The following is a 19,975-nucleotide window of genomic DNA, read 5'->3' as shown; positions in this document are numbered from 1 at the left end:
ATTCTTACCGGGGCTCTGGGAGCAACTGGTCATACAGATGCATTAACAATCTTACAACGGCCTCCACGGAGTATCTCTCCACCACGAGGCTGTGCGCCGAGGCGCCAAACGCCCGCGCCCGGGCGGGATTATCGAGCAAATCCAGCAACCGGACCGCGGCCGCGGCCGGGTCCTCCGGCGGTGTCAGGAACCCCGTCTGGTCCTCCTGGATAAGCTGGCAGTTGCCACCCACGCTGGTGGCCACCGACGGCAGGGAACACGCCATCGCTTCCAGCAATGCGTTCGACATCCCCTCGCTCCGCGACGGCAGATGGAAGACTTCGCTCTCCGACAGCAACTCCATCGGATTCTCCAGTTGGCCCAGAAACAGGACATTCTCCCGCACGCCCAACTCTCCCGCCATCTGGTCCAGTTTGGCCTGATAAGCCGTGTCGATGACTTTGCCCGCTACCACGAAGAGCGCGTCGGGCCGCTGCCGGCAAACCTCCGCCGCCGTCCGCACCAGAACGTCGATCCCCTTCACCGGCCGGATGTTGGCCACCGTGGCGATCAGCGGCCGGCCGGCCGGAATACCCAGCCGGGAGCGAAGTTCGGGAAAGGCACCGCGTTTCGGAACCGAGTTCAGGTCGATGGCGTTGGGGACGGTCACCACATCGGCGGGCTTCATCCGGTCGGCTGCAATGACGTAATCGCGCACCTGGTCGGAGACGGTCTGCACCTGGTCGAACAGGCCGCCCAGCAGGCGGTACATCAGGTTGAGGCGCCAGTTTCTTTGAATCCCCAGGTCGCGGCGGCTGGAGATCAGCACGGCATCCGAGCCCGCCTTCGCCACCCCGCCCGCCCACAGGTCGGACGTTTCAAAGAACGTGTGCACGATGCGAATCCGCTCCTTGCGAATCCACCGCAGCAGGCGCGGAGCGTAGCGCACCGTGTTCGCGCTGTACAGGTTGTAGACCGGATAGACCTCCACGGGGCAGGGCAGCGTGCGGAAGTCTTCCACCTCCCGGTTCACGTGGAATGTCAGGACGAACGGACGGAAGCGATCGCGGGGCAGATGGTGCAGCGTGCGAACCAGGTTTCGCTCCGCGCCGCCAAGTTGCAGCAGTTCGTCGATGACATAAAGGACGCTGACGGGTTCACTCATGGCCGCGCCGGAGCTCCCCATACAGCGCCAGATACTGCCGGGCCATGGCCTCCGCGGAATAGTGCGCCCGCAAATGTTGGCGCGCCGCGGCGCCCAGGCGCGCCGCCAGGTCCCCATCCCGCAGGATTCGCAATATCTGCCCGGCCAGGGCAGCGGCGTCGCCCGGCGGACACAACAGGCCGCGCTCAGACTCGCCCAGCAGGCTGGGGATGGCGCCCACGCTGGTGGCCACGATGGGCAACCCGGCGGCCATGGCCTCCAGCACCGTCATGGGCATGCCCTCGCTGAAGGAGGGCTGCGCGAAGACGTCAAACGAGGCATACACTTCCGGCATGTCGCTGCGCTCGCCGGCAAACTGCACATTGTCCGCCAGGCCGGCCTCGGCCGCGGCCCGCTCCAGCTCTACTCGTTCGGGTCCATCGCCTACAAAGACAAAGAGGGTCTTCGGGTATTCGCCGATGATTCGCCGCGCCGCCTCCAGCAGAATGTAGGGCCCCTTCTCCCGGATCAGGCGGCCCACGATGCCCACCACCGGCACGCCCTCCGGTTGATGCGGCAACTCAAAGCGGGCCGCGTCCACGCCGTTGCCGATGGTGGCGATTCGGGTCTCGTCGATACCCTCGGCGAGCAACCCGGCCGCGATCGCCGGTGAGACGGCCACCACGCGCTCCACGCGGCGCAACAGGAAGCGGTTGATGGTGTCGTAGACGCGCAGCAGCGGGGTCGTTTCCGGCTGATCCGTGCCGGTGTGGCACGTGGTCACCCAGCCCATGGAACGGCCAAAGAGCGCGGCGGACGCGTAAAAGTTGGCCTTGTATCCGTGCGTATGAACGATATCGACGCCTGTTCGGGCCAGCCAGCCGCGCAGCCGGCCGATGGCGCCGGCATCCATCCGTCCGCTGCAGTGGAAGATCTCGGCCGGGACGCCCCGCGCCTCCGCCCGTTCGGCGACTTCGGTGTGGGGATTCCGCGCATCGCACAGCACGCCGGCCACGGCATCGCATCCCAGCGAGCGGCTGGCCGCCGCCAGGTTGACCAGAACGTTCTCGGCGCCGTACCATCCGGCACTGCTGATGAGATGGACCACGCGCATGATGCCAGGCTCTTACCGGCCGCCGGTATTCTGTTCGGCGCCCGGCTCGCCGTGCGACAACAGGCACCACAGCCGGTGATACCTTTCATCGCCGATCGCCTGCCGCAGCATCATCTTAGCCGAATAGGCCAGCCGCTGAGCGGCGGACGGACGCCCGCCAGTCCGCATCAGATGGGCCAGGGTGGCGACGGTGTGGCGGCTCTGGATCCCATACCGCCCAAACACCTGCAACCCATGTTCTTCCCAGGCCGGCGGCCACGGAACGGAGGTAAACACACGCCGGTAGCCCGCACGGCGGCAGGCCTCCAGCACGCGGGCATCGTAACGCCCGCCGGGGAATGAGAGCGCGTCCACCACCTGTCCAAGGTGGTGTTCGATGGCCTCCTTCGGGCGGCGCAGTTCCTCGTCCAGCTCGGCATCGCTGCAGTGGGTCATAAAGCGGTGGACCCAGCCATGCGCCTGCACTTCATGGCCGGCCGCGGCCACCTCGCGCAGTTGACTCCATGTCATGTAGTCGGGCCCCGTCTCCGTGAAACCTGCCGTGACGAAGAAGATAGCCGGAACGCCGTGCCGCGCCAGTACGGGCAGCGCCTGTTCAAACTGTGTCCTGTGGCCGTCGTCGAACGTAACGCCCAGCCGGGCCTTGCTGCCCGCGGGCGGCGCCAGCAGGGCTTGCACCTGTGCGTCAAACTCGCCCACCGGCAGGCTGTAGAGATACGGCGATGGTTCCGCCCGCACCTCGTGATAGTTCAGGTAAAGCACCGGTAGGCTCATTTTCGCACCGTGTCCCAGACGGCGAACTGATTGCCGCGCATCGCTTCGATGACGCTCATCAGTACGGCCGCATTGCCCGTGCAGAAGTAGAGCGGCAGGTTGAACAGCTTGCCCAGGTGGCGCAGGGGCAGGATCAAACCCAGCAGCGCCATGGTGTAAAACGCAGCCTGGGCGGCGAAGACCCAGCGAATAAGGGTGTGATCGAACGCCAGCAACCCGCTACTGATAAACAGCAGCGCCAGCGGCAAGGGCAGCAGGTAGCGCAGTCCTTTGTGGGAAATCAGTTGGAAGCTCACCCAGAAGCCCCGCGAGAAGTAGAGCATGCTGCCCGCGCTCAGCAGGCCGTGAATGCCCTGGGTGGTGACACGCACCCGCATCCGGAACTCGTCGCCGGCCGATTGTGTGGATGCCTCCGAGGCCAGCGCCTCCGGAGCGTACACCACGCGGGCGCCGCGCCGCACAATCTCCATCGGCTCCACCATGTCGCTGCAGGCATGCCCCGCCAGCGGCACGTACAGGGTGCGGCGCGTAGCGTAGATGGGCCCCGAGCACGCCGTGGCCGTCATGATGCGGCTTTGAAAGATGCGGATCGATTGCTCGTAACCGCCATACAGCATCTGGCCGAGCCCCGTGGGGGATGCGCCGCCGCGTGCGTCGAAAAACCGGCAGATGCCGCTCACCGCGCCCACCGTGGGATCGGCGAAGTAGGCCACCAACTGGCGGATGGCGTCGTGTTTGTATACCGACGTGGCGTCGCTGAAGATGACGATGTCGCCGCTGCATCGCTCCACGCCATGGTTCTGCGCGTTCGTTTTGCCGCCTCGCGGGGCGGCGAAGAACCGCACCTGCGGATGCTGGAATGCGCTCATGATCTCGTTGGTCCGGTCGCTGGAGCCATCCGACACCACCACCACTTCCAGTTTGTCCGCCGGGTAGTCCAGCGCCAGCGTTTCGCGCACCTTCTTTTCGATGGACGCCTCTTCGTTATAGGCGGCGATCATCACGGAGACGCTCGGCTCGTGCCCGTCGTCGCGGCGCGACTTCGGGAAGAACAAACCGATGGCGGCCACCAGCAGCGGATAGCCGAAGTAGGTGTAGGCGATCAACGCCAGCGAGCCATAGAAAACCAGGGTGAGTGCCGTATCGATCATCTTTGCCAAGCTACTCTTTTACCGCGGTTTCCACGGCCCTTGCGTGGTAAAGCGCCGGGCAGCGCGCCGTGAACTGCTCGCGGTCCAGGACAAACGGGCCCGCCGGAGCAGCATCCAGCAGCGTCGCGAAGAACTCGCCCGACGGCCCGTTCCGCTCGGTTGGCTGATACGCCACGGTCACCTGGTCCACGGCGTGGGTGTCGAAGATCTCCCGCAGCATGTGGTGCTCGATGCGCCGCGAGAACGCGCGGCAGCTCAGCACCCAGGTCTCGATGTGAAAACCGTTGTCCTGGCGTGTGCCGGCCAGGGCGGCGATCTTGCCCAGCGGGCCGTATTTGTCGCGGTACTCGGCCACCAGCACGGCTGTCTCGGGCCGCGCTGCGTAGTCACGCCACTCGGCGTCGCCATAGCGCCGGCCGTTGACGTTGAATTGATTGGTCTTGTTGATCAACTCCAACACCCGCGGCTCCACCGGCGGCTGCAGCCAGGTGAGCGTCAGTTGCGCCCCGGCCTCGCGCAGAAACGTCTCCATGTCCGCCGCGCCGCCGGCCTTGTGCAGTTCCTGATTCGCGCGCAGGCTCTGGCTGCGGATGCGATCTTCCTGGCGGACCTCGCTCTTGCCGAACAGCTCGCGCAGGCGGTAGCCCAGTTGGTACACCGCCGCGGCGTCCTGCTTGGGAAAGAGGATGCACTCCAGGCCCGGATGCGCCCGCCCCACCTCTTCCAGTTCCATCGGGCTGTCGTCGATGAACACGGCGCTGCCGGCGCCGATGTTCCAGGCCTGCAAAATGCGGGCAACGGCCTCGGACTTGGGTCCCCAGCCGGCTTCCACGGGGAACAGGTCCGCTGGCCCGATCACCAGGTCCGGCCGGGCCAGCGCCTCGTTCACGATGGCGGGCGAGTTCTTTGACGCCACGCCCACCAGCACGCCGCTACGGGCGAGAGACTGCAGAATCTGCTGGTAGTAGCCGTGCGCCGCCGCGTGGTGTTCCTGGTCCCAGGCGATGGCCGCAACACCGTCGTCGCCGAGAATGCCGCGCCACAATGTGTCGTCGAGATCGGTGATCAGCCCTTTTTTCGGCTCCGGCGGGGCCGCCAGTTGCGCCAGCAGGCCGCCTAACGCGTCGGCGTGGGCCATTTGATAAGGGAAGCCGCTGGCCAGCTCCGCCTTGACGTCGTGCCGCTCCGCCGGCGGCGATATGCGGTCCAGTTCGCGCGGATTGAGGATCGTGACGCCCGCCACGGCGCCGAGTTCCGCGCTGAAATGAGCCAGGCTCACGGCCAGCGCGGCTTCCAGCGGGCTCTGTTGCCGGCTGGGTTGAAACGACACCGGCGCCAGCGGCAGGCCGGGCAGGCTCACCACCACCGGCGACTGGGCCGCAATGACGGTGGCCAGCTCGCCAATCAGTGCCAAACGGCGCCCCGCCTCGGCCGCCATCTCCGGCAGCGTCTCGGGCGGCCATCCAGCCAACTGGCGGATGCCCAGACGCGGGTCCAGGTCGGGCCATTCCAGCGCGATCACTACCGCGTCGCCCGGCTCCGCCAGCGCCTGGCGCAAGGTCCCGGCGATGTCGCCATACAGGCCGGTGCGCACCTCCACACGGCGTTGCGCCAGCGCCAGCGTCAGGTGTGCCTGGAGGAAGGTAAGAAGGTGTAAAGGCGTGTAACTACAGGCCAATACGAGATGAAAGGTGCGCCCAGCGGTGTTCGGTTTTTTCAGGATGCCCAATGCTTCGATCAGTTTCATCCTGTGAACGTTCCCTGCGGACTCCCCTATCGGTTCAGTATACTAGAGTCTCCCCCTCACCCATGGCGTCAGTGCGGCCTGTCCGTGAATCAGAGATCGACGAGATTTGTGCGTTTCTGTCTACCCACATGGACCCGGCAGTCAGCCGCGAGACCTTCCGCAATCTGTTCACCTATCCCTGGATGACGGACCGTCCAAACCTCGGCTTCGTCCTGGAACATGAGGGGCGGATTGTCGGTTTTCTCAGCGCCATCTACGCCGATCGCGAGATTGCCGGCCGCACCGAACGGTTCTGCAACCTCTCCAGCTGGTTCGTCCTGCCCGAATTCCGCAGCAGCAGCCTCTCCCTCCTGAGCGCCGTGCATCGGGTGGGCGATCTCGTGTTCACCAATCTCACCGCCCGGCCGGCCGTCCAGAAGATCAGCCTTGCCATGCGCTACCAGTTGCTGGATACCTATAAGCTCTTCGGTTTTCCGGGCGCGCAGTTCTGGACCCTGTTTCGCCTGCCCTGGCCGAGCCTGCTCTTTCAGCCCGAGCAGATTGCGCCGCTGCTGGAACCCGCGCACCGGCAGTTTCTCCAGGACCATCTCCATACGGCGTGCCGCCATCTGCTGCTGCGTCGCGGCGATCGCTACTGCTATCTCGTCTGGAAACGGCGCGTGAAATCGTCCGTGCCCTTCTGCGAAATTCTGTTCGTCTCCAATCCGGAGCTTCTGCGGGCGCATTTCGAACTGGTGAAGCTCGTCATCTGCGCCAGGGGCGCCGCACCGGCAGTGGCCATCGACGAACGCCTGCTCGGCGCACGGTTGCCGTTGCTCTATCCTTACCGTCGCGTGACGCTGTTCAAAGCCAGCCGGGCCGGCCGGATGGATGTTGATAACCTGTATTCAGAACTGGCCCTGCTGTGACGCCGCGCATTCGCGGCACCGGCGACAAAGTCCGATAAAGAGATCTATCTATGCTTGGAACTGGTCTAGGGGTATTTTTCCCGCTCATAGTTTATTTGCTGGCGATCATCGGCAGCCTCGTGTCGCTTATGCGCCCCATTGTCGGAGTCATGGTCCTGGCCCTCATCCTCCCTCTCCAGAGCGGGCGCTACCGGTTGCTGGAATATCCCCTGGGCAGCCGCGTCGTACTACTGCTATTGCTGTGTTCCGCGATCGGTGTCCTGTTAAGCCGCGACTCCTCAATCTTCCCGCCAAAGCCCATGCGCATCATCGTGGTTGCGCTTTGCATCGTCACCTATTTGTCTATTTGGGTCGGCCCGGTGCTCTTATCCTCCGTGCCCTGGCCCATCCAGACCACCACCCTGTCCGGCCACGCCACCCCCTTCGGCAACTGGTTCATCTACATGCACCTGCCGGCCCTATTCGTACTGGTCTGCGCCACAGTGAAGGACAAGCGCCAGATGCATATTCTGCTGCTGGTGATGATGATCGGCTTTCTTTGGAATATGAAGTCCTTCTACCTCAACACGGGCCATCGTGGTGACGACGTGTACATGGAAACGCTGCGTGGAGGCGTCGGATCTGACTTTGGCGGTCCCAACGGGCGAGCCGCCTTCGCCATGCAATGCACGGTCTTTCTGTTGGCCATCTTCGGTAGCATCTCCTCCTGGAAAGTCCGCATAATTGTGTCGTTTCTGATGTTCGCCGGCTCTTATGCGGTTCTCTTCTCCTATTCGCGCGGCGCGTGGCTCGGCTTTCTGTTTGGGGCTCTCTACCTGGCTATATTCCGCATGCGCTGGCTGCTGGTCGTCGGCTTGTTGCTGGCGCCCTTTGTCGGCATACTCCTGCCCACTTCCGTCATTCAACGCGCGACCATGACATACGACGATGGCCAGTTGGACTACTCCAGCGGCGATCGTATCGAGATCTGGAAGCACGCTCTCAAAACCACGGCGACCGACCCGATTCTCGGCGTTGGCTTCGATTGCTACCGGTATTACCGTTCAGGCGAGGAACTGCTCGATACGCACAATATGTACGTCAAGGCGCTAGTGGAAACCGGCGTCATTGGCCTGAGCTGCCTCATCATACTGTTCGTGTCGGCCTTCCGGTTGGGGCACCGTCTTGCCAGCACGGCCAAGGATCCCTTCTTCAAGGCCCTGGGGGCAGGGTTTGCCGCCTACATGGTTTCCGTGATAGTCACCAATATTTTCGGTGACCGCTGGACCTACCTCGATCTCAGCGCGTATACCTGGATTCTCCTCGGGCTCGTGGTGCAGGCCACACTCTGGACCAATGCCACGCCCGTTGCGGCTCCGGTGGTGAACGTGGCGACGCCAATACCGTTGGGTACTGGCGTCGCCCGCCCGGCCTAGCGCACGACAACCGCCTGGGGCTCACTCTGTTGCAGGGTCGCCCCGTTGCCGTCCAGCCGCCTCCATCGATACCAGACAGCCGCGTTCGCGGGCAGCGCCGCGCTCGCTAGCGCGCAGCCCGACGCGCAGCTCGAGGCAATGCCCGGCACCCAGGTGTTCCCGTCGGCCGAAGTATCCAAAGCCGCCGAGGTTGCGCCGGCCGCCGAGGCCAGCTTCAGGCCCAACGTGCCGGTCCCGGATGAGGACGCCAGCGTCACCAGCGTCCCCGTCACGACATCACTCTCGCACTGCACCTTGTACCAGTAGTTGGTGGCCGGGCTCAGCGACCTGGCCATTACGCTCCGCCAGCGGTTGCCACTGGGCGAATTCATCGTCTCTACCGGTGTGGTCAGGCCCGCGTCGCTATACGCCCACGCCGTGCAATGGTCGCCAGCCTCGGGCGCACGCCAACGCAACACCATCCCGGTGGATCCGGCCTCCACCGTGCTTGTCCCGGCATAGTAGCCCCGGTTCCACAACTCCGCGGGCGTTGACGCACTGGCCCGGCCGCGCCCCTGGTAGTCCAGCGCTGGATTGCCGCCCGCCAGCTTCGAGCCGGCCTGCTGCGTATCCAGCGCGGTCTGGTCCGCCGCGCACGAGCCCCCTGCGTCCGTCCCTCCATGCGCAATGGTCAGCGCGCAGAACGCGCGGTCAGCCTGTGACGACCAATACCAGTTGTTCGTGCTCGGCGCATTTGTCGTGTACGCCGAAACCTGGAACGCCGGCACGCCCACGCCGCCCGTATGGACCACTTTCTCGAAGTAGGAGTCCGGATACATCGGGTATTGGGAGAACGAGATCGGGGCCGGATCGCTCATCGCATTCTTGATCGTTGCCCAGCGGAACGGCACACCGCCCGCCTCTCCGCTACTGACGCTGTCGACGTAGTAGGTGTTGCCCTTGACCAAGGGGTGGACCGGAGTCGCGCCATCGTCCGTCATCAGTGTCACCGTGTCGCCCGCGGCCAGCAGACTGTTCCCGAGTGAGACCCTGGTGCTCGTGAAGCCGGGCGTGTAGAGCCAATAGTAGGGCTGGCTGCAGAGCCCCGTGGGAGTTATGGCTGCGCCGCCGGGTGTCTCCGAAACCTGAATCGTTTTCGTCTCGGCGTCCGCCGCAACTATGTAATAGGGCGTGTCTTTCTCCAGCCCGGCCGGCAGTTTACAGGACTCCCGGAAGTACACGCGCGTCCCTACTCTCAGCGTCCCGGCATCATCGAAGTACTCGACGGCCATGTTGGGAGAGGCTTCGGCCATCACCACCCTCGGCAGGGCAGTCAGAAACATCGTGTGCGTGACCGCCTGGGTCCCGTCGAACGAAGCAGCCACGCTGTTGTCTATCTTCCATGTGGCGGAGGGGGTTGGCCCGCTGTAGCGGTCACCCAGGTTCACGGCGCTGCCATTGCGGGAGAGCGCGGAGAGATGGTTCACGCTCTGAACGTAGGGCTGCAGGCTCATCCTACCGGCGTAGCTGGTCCGCTCGTCGGTCACGACGGCTGTATGCAGCCCGCTGCCCGCGGACGAGAAGGTGACCGGCGTGCCGCCTCGAGTGGCGGATAGCTGAACCGTCGCGCCCAGGCGGTAGACCAGCCAGTAGTCCACGTTGGCCGTGAGCTCCGGCGGCAGCGTGCCCGTGGTCGTGAACCGGATGCGGTCCTGCGCGTACACCGCCGCCGCCAGCCCGGCCGCAGTCACGTTCGTGCTGGCCGGGGTGAAGGTGACCGGCACGGGATCCAGTGTTTGAAAGGCGTGCTGCGTCAGGTCGTAGGCGTCCGGACAGGTGAACCGGGAGCCGTCCATGTTCTTGATGGCGAATGTGTTCGCATGGCCGGTCCCTTGATAGATGCGCTTCACCAACTTGCCTCCGTTGATGCCGGTGCAACCCGGAACCCCGGCAAAGGTCACCGGCAGATCGACGGCGATGCCCAGGCCCGAGTCCGTGCGGCTTAACACCACCACGGCGTCGTTCGTCAGTGGGTCGTTGAACGCGTACCGCACCGTTCTATAGTTGACGGGCGACGGCCATTCGTAGCCGCTGGCCGCGCCCTGGTTCAGGAAAGTCATGCCGGTGAGCCCGGCTGCTTCCGTCTCGAACGAACCCAGGATCAGTGCTCGGTCCAAGCTGGAGGAATGCCCCAGCCGGAGGCCCGCATTGCCTCCGCGAATCTCCACATCGCGCCCCAGAAACGCCGTCCCCTTCAGGTCGGCGGAATCGGTCGCGGCCGTGCCCCACAGGGCCCAGCCTTCGTTGTTCCTCCGGGTCCAGGGAGCATGCAGCTTGACCCTCTCCATCAGGACGCGAGTCGATGCCTCCATGCCAATCACGGAACTCGAGCTCATATTGCGCTTGGTGAAGACCGAATCCTGGACCCTCAGATCCACGCATCCGTTGGGAGACTCGCTGGTTGTCGTGGGTGCCGTATGGACTAGATCCCAGTAAGGTGTCTGGCCGTTTGTCGATGACACCGGCCAGGGGATGGATCCGGCGCTCGGCGTGACGCCGCCGCAGACCAGGCCGGCATTCTGCCCGCCGGACTTTCGCCCCCAGCCCGACAGGGTCACCTGGGAGCCATAGATGGCGCAGCGGGTGCACTTCTGGAAGTTAAACCCACCCGGGCTGTGGATCCGCACTGACCGGAATTCCATGCCATCGGTGTCGCCCTGTCCCCACACGATGGGTGCGGGGAAGTTCTCAAACCGGATCCCGGAGACATGAATGTATCCGGCCTTTGTGTCCCCCGACCACGGCGGGGTGTCGCCCTGGGCCGCCAGGGAGGAATGGAACCAGCCCTGGTCCGCCGTCCAGGAACTGCCGTCCACAATCACGACTTCGCCCGCATAGGACCGGATCGTGCAGGGACTCGCTTCACTGCACTTCGAGGCCGGCTGATAGAGCCCATCCAGCGTGTTGTTGGCATACCGCCCACGCCGCAACACAATGGACGCGCCATTGTTCGCCGTCACCGCCGCATAGGCCGCACTGACGGTCTTGAACGGCGCCGTCCATGCGCCCGTGCCCGTGGCATCACTCCCGTCGTTTGCAACGAAACAGGTGTTCGGCCAGGCTTCGCCCTTGTCGTCAGTAGACGTCGGACAGCCGTTCAGGGCTACCGGCGCCTTGGCCAGGTCGAGCAGGTAGACCTTCTGCGCGCCGCATTGCTGGAGCCACGACCCGGAGAACAACAGCTTGGTGAAGTCCCGGTTGACCGTCGTGTGCGCCTCCTGCCAGTAGTCGCCGCTGGCCGTGCAGGACGGCGTATCGACGTGGTAGCGAGACGAGAAGTCGCGAGAGACGCGGCGGAACACGGCTTTCCTGTCGGGGACCGTGTTCGGCTGGGAAGTATCGATGTAGAAGGCCAGGTTTTCCGCCTTGCCCCAGCCGGAGCCTTCCCCATTCAATGCTCCTCCGTCCGTGATGGTCGAAACGAGGAACCAGCCCCCATGCGCCGGATCCTGGGCGCCGCGCCCTGACACGTGGCTCGTCATCCCGCCCGGCGTGCCGGTGCCCCACTTACAGCCGAAAAAGGGATCGGATGTCTGTTGGACATAGAGGGCCGTGCACGGGATCTGCCACGCCTTGACGTACGAATTCTTCCAATCGTAGGGCGGAGGATGCACGTCGGCGAATGCCGTGGCCGAAATCCGGTTGCCTGGATAGTTATCCGTGGCCGTGCGCTTGTGGCCGTTGAACGTCGATACGGCCACTTCCCGCCCGGCCGCATCGTACCCAACGTCCAAGTGCCCGCTTGGGTAGGTGAACACCATCCCCCGGCTCTCCAGCGTCGTGCGGTCAAACGCCTCAGCTCCTGAGCAGGTCGCCCAGACATCCTCGCTCAGCGTCCTGTAGCTCCAGGACACCATGACGTACAGCCCGGATGGACTCATTGTCATGATGTCGATTGTGCGCGGGACCCCACAGATGGCCACCACATCACGCTTCGACGTGACGCGATTGAGGGTCTTGTCGTAGACGATCAACCTTTTATAGGACGACCCGTCAGAGCAGAAGAACGGCCAGTATCTCTGGTCGGCGGATGGGTTGCCCGCTCCGCCATTCTGGATGGTGGTGGTCCCGCTTGGGCAGTCTCCATCCGTGTCGTTGATCGTGAAGGTGTAAACGGCGGTCAACGCGCCAGTGGCCACGTTCAGCGACGTGAAGGTCTTGGTGGTGTCGGCGTAGGAAGCGCGTTGAAAGTAGATCACATCCGGGTCTGTCTTGTCCCACGTCTCGCTGCCGTTCGTCCCGGTCAACGCCGCGTACTGCGTACCGCTGAGAAACTTCTCGAAGGAGAGCGGATTGGTCCGGTAGAACGCTGCCGTATTGAGCAGCGTTCGGGCGATGACCATGAACCTGGACCCATCCGCATTAAATGACTGGCGGGCAGAGTATGAGACCACGCTGGAGGCGTACTCGCACGCCTGCGCCTGGGTGATCTCGACCCATGGCGGCTGCGTCGGAAGCGTGGTGAACGTGATGCTCGCGCCAGAGGCTATCCCTGAGCCGGTGACATTGGCTGAGAGAGTGACGGAGGTCGCATCGAACGACGTGACGGTCGTGTTCGCGGGAATGTTCGTCCCCGTGACCGTGTAGCCGAAATCGCTTCGGAATCCGCCGATGTAGTTGGCCGGTATGGCGGTGGTGGCGAAGTGCAGCACGTTGTTTCCGGCCGCGGTGGCCGCATTCGTGGCCTTGGACTGCGTGTACGGCATTCCGCGCACGGATGCTGGGACATAGTAGTAGCGCCCGCCGTAGGCCATCGGGAACTCTACAGGTCCTGTGAGCCCGCTGGTCCACGCCCTCACAGGGCAATTGGAGGGCAGGCTTGGCAGCCGGGTGATGTTCACAGACCCGGCCCCATTGGGATGGTAGGTGTCAACGTACGATGCCCCCGGCAGCGGTATCTGGGGAATCGCCATCGGGTGCAGGTTGTCCGTGCTGGTACTGAGCCCGGACAGTTGGGCTGGAACGGTTTGCCCCATGCTCAGGGCGCAAAGGAAGATAAGTGCGAATCTCATTGGGCGAATACTCCAAATTTTCTCGTTGGTTCGACACCGCCAACGTGGGTGCCATCGTGCCCTGCCGTCCATGTGGCCGGATTGCGGGTGCGCCAACCGGCGCGGACCCAGTTGTACATGTCGGCCAGGTCATAGAAGCGCGGGTCGCAGAATGCCGTGCCATTGGCGCGGTACTGGTAGCAGGCCTTGTACTTCGCGGCCAGGCCATCGAGCGTGGTTACCGAGGCGTCCCACCGCTGGGCGTAGGTCAAGGGCGTTCTTGTCACCTCGACAAATAGAGGGTCACCGGATTGATCGTTTGCACCGGGCGCCGCGCTGTACTCCGCGAACGTTCCGAGCTTGGTGAAGTACTTCAAGCTGGACGTAATGTTGTGCGTCCAGTTGTAGTCGACATTGGCGAAGGCCCCATCCGCCACGGATGTGGCGCTCGTCCATTTCACGATCTGGCCGATTCCGCCGGCTGTCCGGTGGGCAATGTTGTCCCGGACGGACGCGAACACGCCCGGATATCCGCTATTGCCTTCCAATGTCACGGCCAGTTGGCTCGTTGCGGTGAAGTCACCGACGAACCATGTATTTTTGTTGAAGGTGACAGCCGGACAATTTGCCCCGGTGCAACTGGATGAGCCGTTTATATCGGCTACGGTGCCGACATCGCCCCCGCTTGGCCTGCGGAGGACTACGCCGTTCTTGATGATGAGGGTCCGGTTGCCACCCTGGGTAGCCGCTGGGATCAGCATGTTGTCATCCCCGGCGTCACCGTCCAGGCTGTTCCAGGCGATCCATCCGTCAATTGTCGAATCCTCCGGCATGATCGTGGCGTTATGGCCGTTGGAGTTGTCCGACATGACGATCATCAGGCGCGAGTTGGCGCCGCCAGGAGGCCGGTTCCCGGATGCTTGCGTCATATCCCGGCCCTCATACCAGTTGAGGTCGGACCTGCCGGACGCGCCCACAACACACCGGCCGCCACAGACAAAGGCCGGGATGGAAGACGCGCTAGCCGAGCTACGGAAGTAGTTGCCGCTAAACTGGAATCCAAGATCCGGCCATAACGTCACCGCATGCGCGGTCACGTTGACACCGGCTCCTTCCACGAAAACGTTCTCCATCCGCCGACGCCCGTTGGTGGCAATGTTGGTGTTGATGGCATTGCCGATGCCGATGCCAATGGCCCTTGCCGCTGTCGGATTCGTGATGGTGACGTTATAGAAGTCGAAGGTGCACGAGCCGAGTATGTTCTGAAGTGAGATCTCGGCGGAACTGTCCACCGTGGCATTGCGCAGGGTAAAACCCCTTACAACGCTGGTGGAACAGTTGAACGGGTAGATGACCACCCACTTCCCCGCCCCACCCGTGACGCCCCAATTCCTGACGTCTACGTACTCAAGGAACAGATTCCCATCGGTCCCAGCCCCGTTGTAGGAGTCGAAACCGCCGGCGTTGCCGCTGCCCGCCGCCACATTGATCGTGATGCGGCTGCCGGCCGTCCCAATGGCGTTGAGATAAGCGGAAGTCTGCGCCGCCGCGCCTGTGAAACGCCACTTGTAGTTGGCCGTGGAGGGCGTGGCCGCCTGGCTCGAATCGTGCGTGATCGTCGCACCGGGCGAGAGGGTCCAGGTGGAGGCGCATTGCAGGATGGGCCCCCGGAAGATCAGCGTGCCGCTCACGACGAGCACGCCCGTCCCGGTTCCGGACGCGCACTGGATGGCATACGAGGAGCCGTCTGACGCCGGTGACGTGCCCACGGTAACGGTCGTTCCGCCGCGGATCGTGATGGTGTGCCCGTTGCCAATGGTCGCCGTGTCGCCGTTACCGGGGATCACGCCGCCCGTCCAGGTGGCGGGGTTGTCCCATGCGCCGCTCTGGGCGGAGGGAATCGCCGCTGCCTGAACGGACAGGGCGCAGCAGAGCAGAATGAGGATTCTCATTGCACCGTCACCGTCACCTTCGCCAGCTCAGGCATGTACGTCCCGTGGGTAAACGTATCATTCACATGGGCGTTATCTCGAAACACCGTGAAGTAGATACGCTTCCCGCCCGCATTGGCGGGCGCGATCGTGAGGCTGGATTTCTTCATGGCGCCAGGCGCGGCAGTCACCGCCGCGGCCGCCGCCGTGACGCCGGTGCCGTTCAGGTCCGGATCGTCCGTCGCCGTGCCGTCCGCCCCCACAATCAGATACCGCACCTGCCACACCACGTCACCGCCCGCGGCCAGCGCCCTCCAGGCCAGGCTAAACGTCACATTTGAAACGGAGGCCGGCAGATCCAGGCTCTGCTGCATCGCCTGCGTCGACGAGTTCGAGAACTTCGCCACCCCGTAGATCACCCCATTCGCTCCAATCACGCAATCCGGAACCGGGGCATTCGCACTGCCCACGTTCCACGCCAGCGACCCCGCGGCCGATTGGCAGACGGCAGCCGGAAAATCCCGCTGCAGGCCGCCGGTCCCGCCGCCGCCGCCCGTGGCCGATATCGTGATATCGTCCGTGTTTTCAGTGATCGCCACGTTGGCGCCGGCCACCAGCCGCCGCGCCGTGACATTCGTCCCGTCTTTCAGTACACGCGCGCCGGCGGCTCCGGAATTGGCCGCGACCGTAGTAACCCCCACGGTCGAAATCACCCCCGCGGCCAGGCTGATCCCGGTGCCGGCCGTGAAGGCGGCCCGCGCCCGGGCGTCCGTGTAGTACAGGTTGCCCGCCTCGGTCACCTGGCCGGTATTGAAATCGCCGGCCTGCGCCACCACCGCGCCCGTGCGCCCAAAAACCGAGCTCACGGCGCCCCCGCCGCCGTTTCCGGCAGTGCCGCCCCCTGCCTGGATCCAGCAGCCCGGCGACGCCGCATACACCAGATGAACCATCGCTTTCGCCGCAAGTACCAGATTCGCGCCGCCGGCCAGGCAGAGATTCGAGCCCGGGAGCTTGGAGCTGTCCTGCAGAGTTACGTCGTACTGCCCGGCATTCCACACATAGGCGTGCTGCCCATCGTCGCCGCTGGCGATTGTCGGGGTCGCCACCATGGTGAGTGCCGCCGCCGTGCGGATGGGCCGCACCGTCACGGTGCTGACGTCGATCCCATCACTCGCAATCAGCGTCTGCGTCGAGCCCGGCGCCGTCGTGAACTTGCCGGCAAACGCGTTGTCGCCCAGAAAGGCGTTGTCCAAGCCCAGGTAGGGCAGGACGGTTGAATCCACGCTCCAGACGGAGGCGGTTCCGTTCTGCATTTGCGCCAGGCCCGACCCCGCCGACATCTCGCCCGGCGTCCCTTGTTCCTGCCAGGTGTCCGTAGCCGTGCAGCCATACAGGTTGCGGCCGCCCACGGCGGTGGTCAAGAACAGCAATTGGCCGGGCACACATTGCGCCGGAAGTTCCGTCCTGGTTTCCACGGTCAGCGTCAGGCTCACTTGGGACAGGTTGGATTGTCCCTTCAAATCAACCCGTGTCTGCGACCGCAACGCCCCGCAGACCACGAGCATTGCAGTGAATAGAGTAGTTTTCATGCCGTACGTACTACACGCACGAGTTGAAAATACGCTTGCACTTCAGCGGATCTTATTGCAAACAAGCCATATAAAAATATGGATTTACTGTGACTCGCTTGCGGGGATCAGCCAAAAATGACTTGACGTTTTAGTCTGAATTGAGGGGAGCGGGGCGGAAAGTGCGGTTTACTCCTGCGCGCCGCCGCCAGCGTCCGGCGCCGCCTTCGGTGTCTTTTTGCGGTAGAACCCCCGGATCACCCGGCTCTCCGGCGGCATCACCACGGCTCCATCCGGCACATCCGTCATCACCACCGCGTTGGCGCCAATCCGTACGTTATCGCCAATGCGAATTCCGCCCAGCACTTTCGCCCCGGACCCCACATACACGTTGTCGCCCAGGGTCGGCCAGCCGGAATCCTTCCCGTCCGCCCGCGCAATCAACTGCGCACCCTGCACGATCACGCAGTTTCTGCCCAGGCGGCCATGGATGATCACGCCGCCGAAGTTGTGCACGATCAGCCCGGGTCCAATCTCGGAGTAGATCGAGATCCGGATGCCGCTCAGCGCCTCAGAGATCTTGTAGAGGAAGAAATACACCACCAGCAGCGCTTTGCGCGCCGGCCGGAATCGCAACCGGTCAACCCACTTGCCAAACCGGAAGATGCCCACCGCCCAGACCGACATCTCGAAAAACGCGACGATACAGGTGCGTAAGGTCAGGGGAGGAGGGAACTTCTGCTCTACATCCTGGCGAAACGTGGAAAACATGGCGGAATGCCTATCGTAGCATCGCCGGCCGAAGGCATCGCCGGACGCGGTCCGCTTGCTACCATGGATGCTCGTGGCCCCCAAAGAACGCCCCATCTACCGGGGTAACATCCGTGAACTCGATGGTTTGCGCGGAATCGCCATCTTCATCGTCCTGGTTCATCACTTCTGGCCAGGCGGCGATTCGCCCCTCGGACGCTTCGGCGAAATCGCCCACCTCGGCTGGATGGGCGTCGATCTGTTTTTCGTCATCAGCGGCTTTCTGATCTGCGGGATTCTCCTCGATACCGCCCAGGACCCGCATTACTACCGCAACTTCTACGCCCGCCGCAGCCTGCGCATCTTCCCGCCATACTATATTCTCCTGATATTCGCCTTCACCCTCGTTCCCGCGGCCCAGGTCGGCGTCAGCTATTTCGACACCGATTTTATCCGTGCCTCCGGCAATCCGCTCTGGTACTTCCTGTATGCCGGCAACATTCGCGAAGCCCTCACCAACCAATCGGCCTACATCCTGGCGCCGCTGTGGTCGCTCGCCATTGAGGAGCAGTTTTACATCAGTTTCCCGTTCCTCGTCGCCTCGCTACGCCGTGAGAATCTCTGGAAGGCGCTCTGCGCGCTCGTGATCTTCGCCCCCCTGTTCCGCATCCTGTCGGTCTGGCTCATGCCTTCGCTGACGCGCATGCCCTATGTGGCCACGCTGGCGCGCATTGACGTCATCAGCATCGGCTGCCTGCTGGCCGTCGCCTTCCGCACCGGCCGCATTCGCACAAACGCCCGCTGGCCGCTCATTCTCGCCCTTGTGCTGCTGGCCGCCACGGCCGCCTGCTTCCAGCTCGGCTGGCTCGATCGCCGCACCGTCGAGTGCAAGACCCTCGGCTACTCGCTGACAGCCTTTCTGTTCGGCGCCATCGTGCTGGCCACCATCCTCAGCAATGGTTCCCGCGGCACGGCGTTCCTGCGCTGGGGCCCGCTCACTTATCTCGGCAAGATCTGTTACGGAACCTACCTGCTGCACCTGCCAGCCGAGGTTGTCCTGACCAAGGCGCTGGAGTGGGCCGGCTTCGACACGCTGTCCGATCCGCCGTGGTTCATGCCCCTCAAAATCGTCACCGCCATCGTCGCGGCTTCCCTGTCCTGGTGGCTCTTTGAGAGCCGCATCCTGCGCCTGAAAGACCGCTTTACGTCTCGGTCACATCCGCAACAGGCAACCGAGGCGGCGATTGCGCCTTAGCTTTTGCCGCCGCGCCCAGCTTCTCCTTCAGCCGTAGGAACGGCCGCTCCACGATGTAGTAGGACGAGATGGCCAGCACCACGGCAAACCCCAGGTTCACGGGGAACGCGGCCGTCCAGGACGTCGAATGGCGATTCAACACCAGTTGCTGCCACAGGTAAAGCGAGTAGCTCAGCACGCCCATGAAGCGCAGCGGCGCCAGGTTCAGCACCTTGCCGGCGGGCGTTTCCGGGTAGCGCACCATGCGCTCAATGATCAGCAGAATGCAGAGGTTCATTAAGGTCTGCCCCGCGAACATCTGCACCCGCGGCTTGTCGATAAACTGCAGCACCCCCAGCACCACCGGCGCGGCCCAGAACCATGCCGAGCGCAGAACCTGCTGATACTTCTCCCAGGCGCCCAGCGCGTTATAGATGCCCGCCAGCAGGCACCCGCTCGCCAGGGCGTCCGCCACGGCCTCGAACTGCTGCCCGTAGGTGGGCCGCACACTCTCGAAGAGCTGCCACGTGCCTATGCGGATCAGCGGCGCCAGCAGGATCACGCTGGCCGCCACCTTCATGGCGCGGCCCGGTCCGGCCAGCAGGAATACGGCCGGCCACACCAGGTAGAACTGCTCCTCCACCGCCAGCGACCACAGATGCGCCAGCGGCCACCCGTGTGGATGGTGATAGTTCATCGAGTAGGTGAAGGCGTGCAGCAAATCGCCATCCAGAACGGCAACCCAGCCCGCCCAGACCAGCACCAATACCACTCCGATATACACGTAGAACGCCGGGAAGATCCGGAATATGCGCCGCAGGTAGAACTGTTTCAAGGAGATGCGCCCGGTTTTGTCCCATTCCTTCAGCAGCAGCGAAGTGATCAGGAAACCGGAGATCACAAAGAAAACCCGCACACCCATGTTCGCCAGCGAAGCGGGCGGATGAATCCAGGCTGGAAAGTTCTGTGTGCCCGCCAGATGCCCCAGCAGCACCAGGGCGATGGAAATCGCCCTCAACCCGTCCAGGGAAGGGATCCGCGACGGAAGGATGGGGCTCAGCTTTCCTCCGGCTGGTCCCGCAATACGATCAAACATCAGGGCCCCTTCTAATCAGTCGTTCTGTTGCGGGGCGGCCAACCCGGCGCGCCCGCACGCGTCCCATCAGTATGAAGCACATACCCGCCCAGGGGAAACCGGGCGGCCGCGGTTCCGGCGCCACCCGGTGCTAA

General features: G+C 63.8%; 13 protein-coding genes. 3 read left to right on the top strand and 10 right to left on the bottom strand.

Annotated elements, in window-relative coordinates; genetic code table 11:
* Positions 1-4: 4 nt before the first annotated feature.
* Genes IRI77_RS37780 through IRI77_RS37760 form a run of 5 tightly spaced genes read right to left on the bottom strand, consistent with a single transcriptional unit; the run spans position 5 to position 5,909 of the window.
* Complete coding sequence (locus tag IRI77_RS37780; RefSeq protein WP_194453954.1) at positions 5-1,144, bottom strand: glycosyltransferase; 1,140 nt, start codon at positions 1,142-1,144, stop codon at positions 5-7.
* Positions 1,137-2,237: a glycosyltransferase gene (locus tag IRI77_RS37775; RefSeq protein WP_194453953.1), complete on the bottom strand. Its 1,101-nt coding sequence runs from the start codon at positions 2,235-2,237 to the stop codon at positions 1,137-1,139. Before IRI77_RS37775 ends, IRI77_RS37780 begins: the two co-directional genes overlap by 8 nt.
* A gap of 12 nt (positions 2,238-2,249) precedes the next feature.
* Complete coding sequence (locus tag IRI77_RS37770) at positions 2,250-3,011, bottom strand: polysaccharide deacetylase family protein (RefSeq protein ID WP_194453952.1); 762 nt, start codon at positions 3,009-3,011, stop codon at positions 2,250-2,252.
* Positions 3,008-4,162 carry a glycosyltransferase family 2 protein gene (locus IRI77_RS37765; protein WP_194453951.1) on the bottom strand — a complete coding sequence of 385 codons (1,155 nt, stop codon included), beginning with the start codon at positions 4,160-4,162 and terminating at the stop codon, positions 3,008-3,010. The genes IRI77_RS37770 and IRI77_RS37765 overlap by 4 nt, the downstream gene beginning before the upstream one ends.
* Positions 4,163-4,172: 10 nt before the next feature.
* A complete protein-coding gene (locus tag IRI77_RS37760; protein WP_194453950.1) occupies positions 4,173-5,909 on the bottom strand; it encodes an HAD-IIIC family phosphatase in 1,737 nt (578 codons plus the stop codon).
* Positions 5,910-5,971: 62 nt separating this feature from the next.
* Between IRI77_RS37760 and IRI77_RS37755 the strand changes: the two genes are divergently transcribed.
* Both IRI77_RS37755 and IRI77_RS37750 read left to right on the top strand, forming a co-directional pair.
* The gene (locus IRI77_RS37755) at positions 5,972-6,817 is read left to right on the top strand and encodes a GNAT family N-acetyltransferase (protein WP_194453949.1); all 846 of its coding nucleotides are present in this window, start codon (positions 5,972-5,974) and stop codon (positions 6,815-6,817) included.
* A 128-nt stretch (positions 6,818-6,945) separates the two neighbouring features.
* Complete coding sequence (locus IRI77_RS37750) at positions 6,946-8,232, top strand: O-antigen ligase family protein (protein WP_194453994.1); 1,287 nt, start codon at positions 6,946-6,948, stop codon at positions 8,230-8,232.
* Here IRI77_RS37750 and IRI77_RS37745 read toward each other — a convergent pair.
* From IRI77_RS37745 to IRI77_RS37730, 4 genes are all read right to left on the bottom strand, one after another.
* Complete coding sequence (locus IRI77_RS37745; protein WP_194453993.1) at positions 8,229-13,283, bottom strand: hypothetical protein; 5,055 nt, start codon at positions 13,281-13,283, stop codon at positions 8,229-8,231. The two genes, IRI77_RS37750 and IRI77_RS37745, sit on opposite strands and share 4 nt — an antisense overlap.
* Positions 13,280-15,214, bottom strand: a complete 1,935-nt coding sequence (locus IRI77_RS37740) for a hypothetical protein (protein WP_194453992.1) — start codon at positions 15,212-15,214, stop codon at positions 13,280-13,282. The genes IRI77_RS37745 and IRI77_RS37740 overlap by 4 nt, the downstream gene beginning before the upstream one ends.
* Complete coding sequence (locus IRI77_RS37735; RefSeq protein ID WP_194453991.1) at positions 15,211-16,782, bottom strand: hypothetical protein; 1,572 nt, start codon at positions 16,780-16,782, stop codon at positions 15,211-15,213. The genes IRI77_RS37740 and IRI77_RS37735 overlap by 4 nt, the downstream gene beginning before the upstream one ends.
* Positions 16,783-16,950: 168 nt before the next feature.
* Complete coding sequence (locus IRI77_RS37730; RefSeq protein WP_194453990.1) at positions 16,951-17,532, bottom strand: serine O-acetyltransferase; 582 nt, start codon at positions 17,530-17,532, stop codon at positions 16,951-16,953.
* Positions 17,533-17,605: 73 nt separating this feature from the next.
* On the opposite strand from IRI77_RS37730, the gene IRI77_RS37725 reads away from it, so the two are divergent.
* A complete protein-coding gene (locus IRI77_RS37725; RefSeq protein WP_194453989.1) occupies positions 17,606-18,766 on the top strand; it encodes an acyltransferase family protein in 1,161 nt (386 codons plus the stop codon).
* Here the strand turns inward: IRI77_RS37725 and IRI77_RS37720 are convergent.
* Positions 18,714-19,841 (bottom strand): acyltransferase family protein, encoded by a 1,128-nt coding sequence (locus IRI77_RS37720; RefSeq protein WP_194453988.1) that lies wholly within the window; start codon positions 19,839-19,841, stop codon positions 18,714-18,716. The genes IRI77_RS37725 and IRI77_RS37720 overlap by 53 nt on opposite strands.
* Positions 19,842-19,975 lie beyond the last annotated feature (134 nt).

The sequence above is a fragment of the Paludibaculum fermentans genome (assembly GCF_015277775.1).
In the GTDB taxonomy this organism is placed as follows: Bacteria; Acidobacteriota; Terriglobia; order Bryobacterales; family Bryobacteraceae; genus Paludibaculum; species Paludibaculum fermentans.
Note: the sequence above shows the minus strand (reverse complement) of the source record. Positions and strands in the feature narration are given on the sequence as shown.

Bases quoted from the DNA above. Each gene is read 5' to 3' on its own strand.
- IRI77_RS37780 (WP_194453954.1), bottom strand. From the start codon at position 1,144: ATGAGTGAACCCGTCAGCGTCCTTTATGTCATCGACGAACTGCTGCAA.
- IRI77_RS37775 (WP_194453953.1), bottom strand. From the start codon at position 2,237: ATGCGCGTGGTCCATCTCATCAGCAGTGCCGGATGGTACGGCGCCGAG.
- IRI77_RS37770 (WP_194453952.1), bottom strand. From the start codon at position 3,011: ATGAGCCTACCGGTGCTTTACCTGAACTATCACGAGGTGCGGGCGGAA.
- IRI77_RS37765 (WP_194453951.1), bottom strand. From the start codon at position 4,162: ATGATCGATACGGCACTCACCCTGGTTTTCTATGGCTCGCTGGCGTTG.
- IRI77_RS37760 (WP_194453950.1), bottom strand. From the start codon at position 5,909: ATGAAACTGATCGAAGCATTGGGCATCCTGAAAAAACCGAACACCGCT.
- IRI77_RS37755 (WP_194453949.1), top strand. From the start codon at position 5,972: ATGGCGTCAGTGCGGCCTGTCCGTGAATCAGAGATCGACGAGATTTGT.
- IRI77_RS37750 (WP_194453994.1), top strand. From the start codon at position 6,946: ATGCGCCCCATTGTCGGAGTCATGGTCCTGGCCCTCATCCTCCCTCTC.
- IRI77_RS37745 (WP_194453993.1), bottom strand. From the start codon at position 13,283: ATGAGATTCGCACTTATCTTCCTTTGCGCCCTGAGCATGGGGCAAACC.
- IRI77_RS37740 (WP_194453992.1), bottom strand. From the start codon at position 15,214: ATGAGAATCCTCATTCTGCTCTGCTGCGCCCTGTCCGTTCAGGCAGCG.
- IRI77_RS37735 (WP_194453991.1), bottom strand. From the start codon at position 16,782: ATGAAAACTACTCTATTCACTGCAATGCTCGTGGTCTGCGGGGCGTTG.
- IRI77_RS37730 (WP_194453990.1), bottom strand. From the start codon at position 17,532: ATGTTTTCCACGTTTCGCCAGGATGTAGAGCAGAAGTTCCCTCCTCCC.
- IRI77_RS37720 (WP_194453988.1), bottom strand. From the start codon at position 19,841: ATGTTTGATCGTATTGCGGGACCAGCCGGAGGAAAGCTGAGCCCCATC.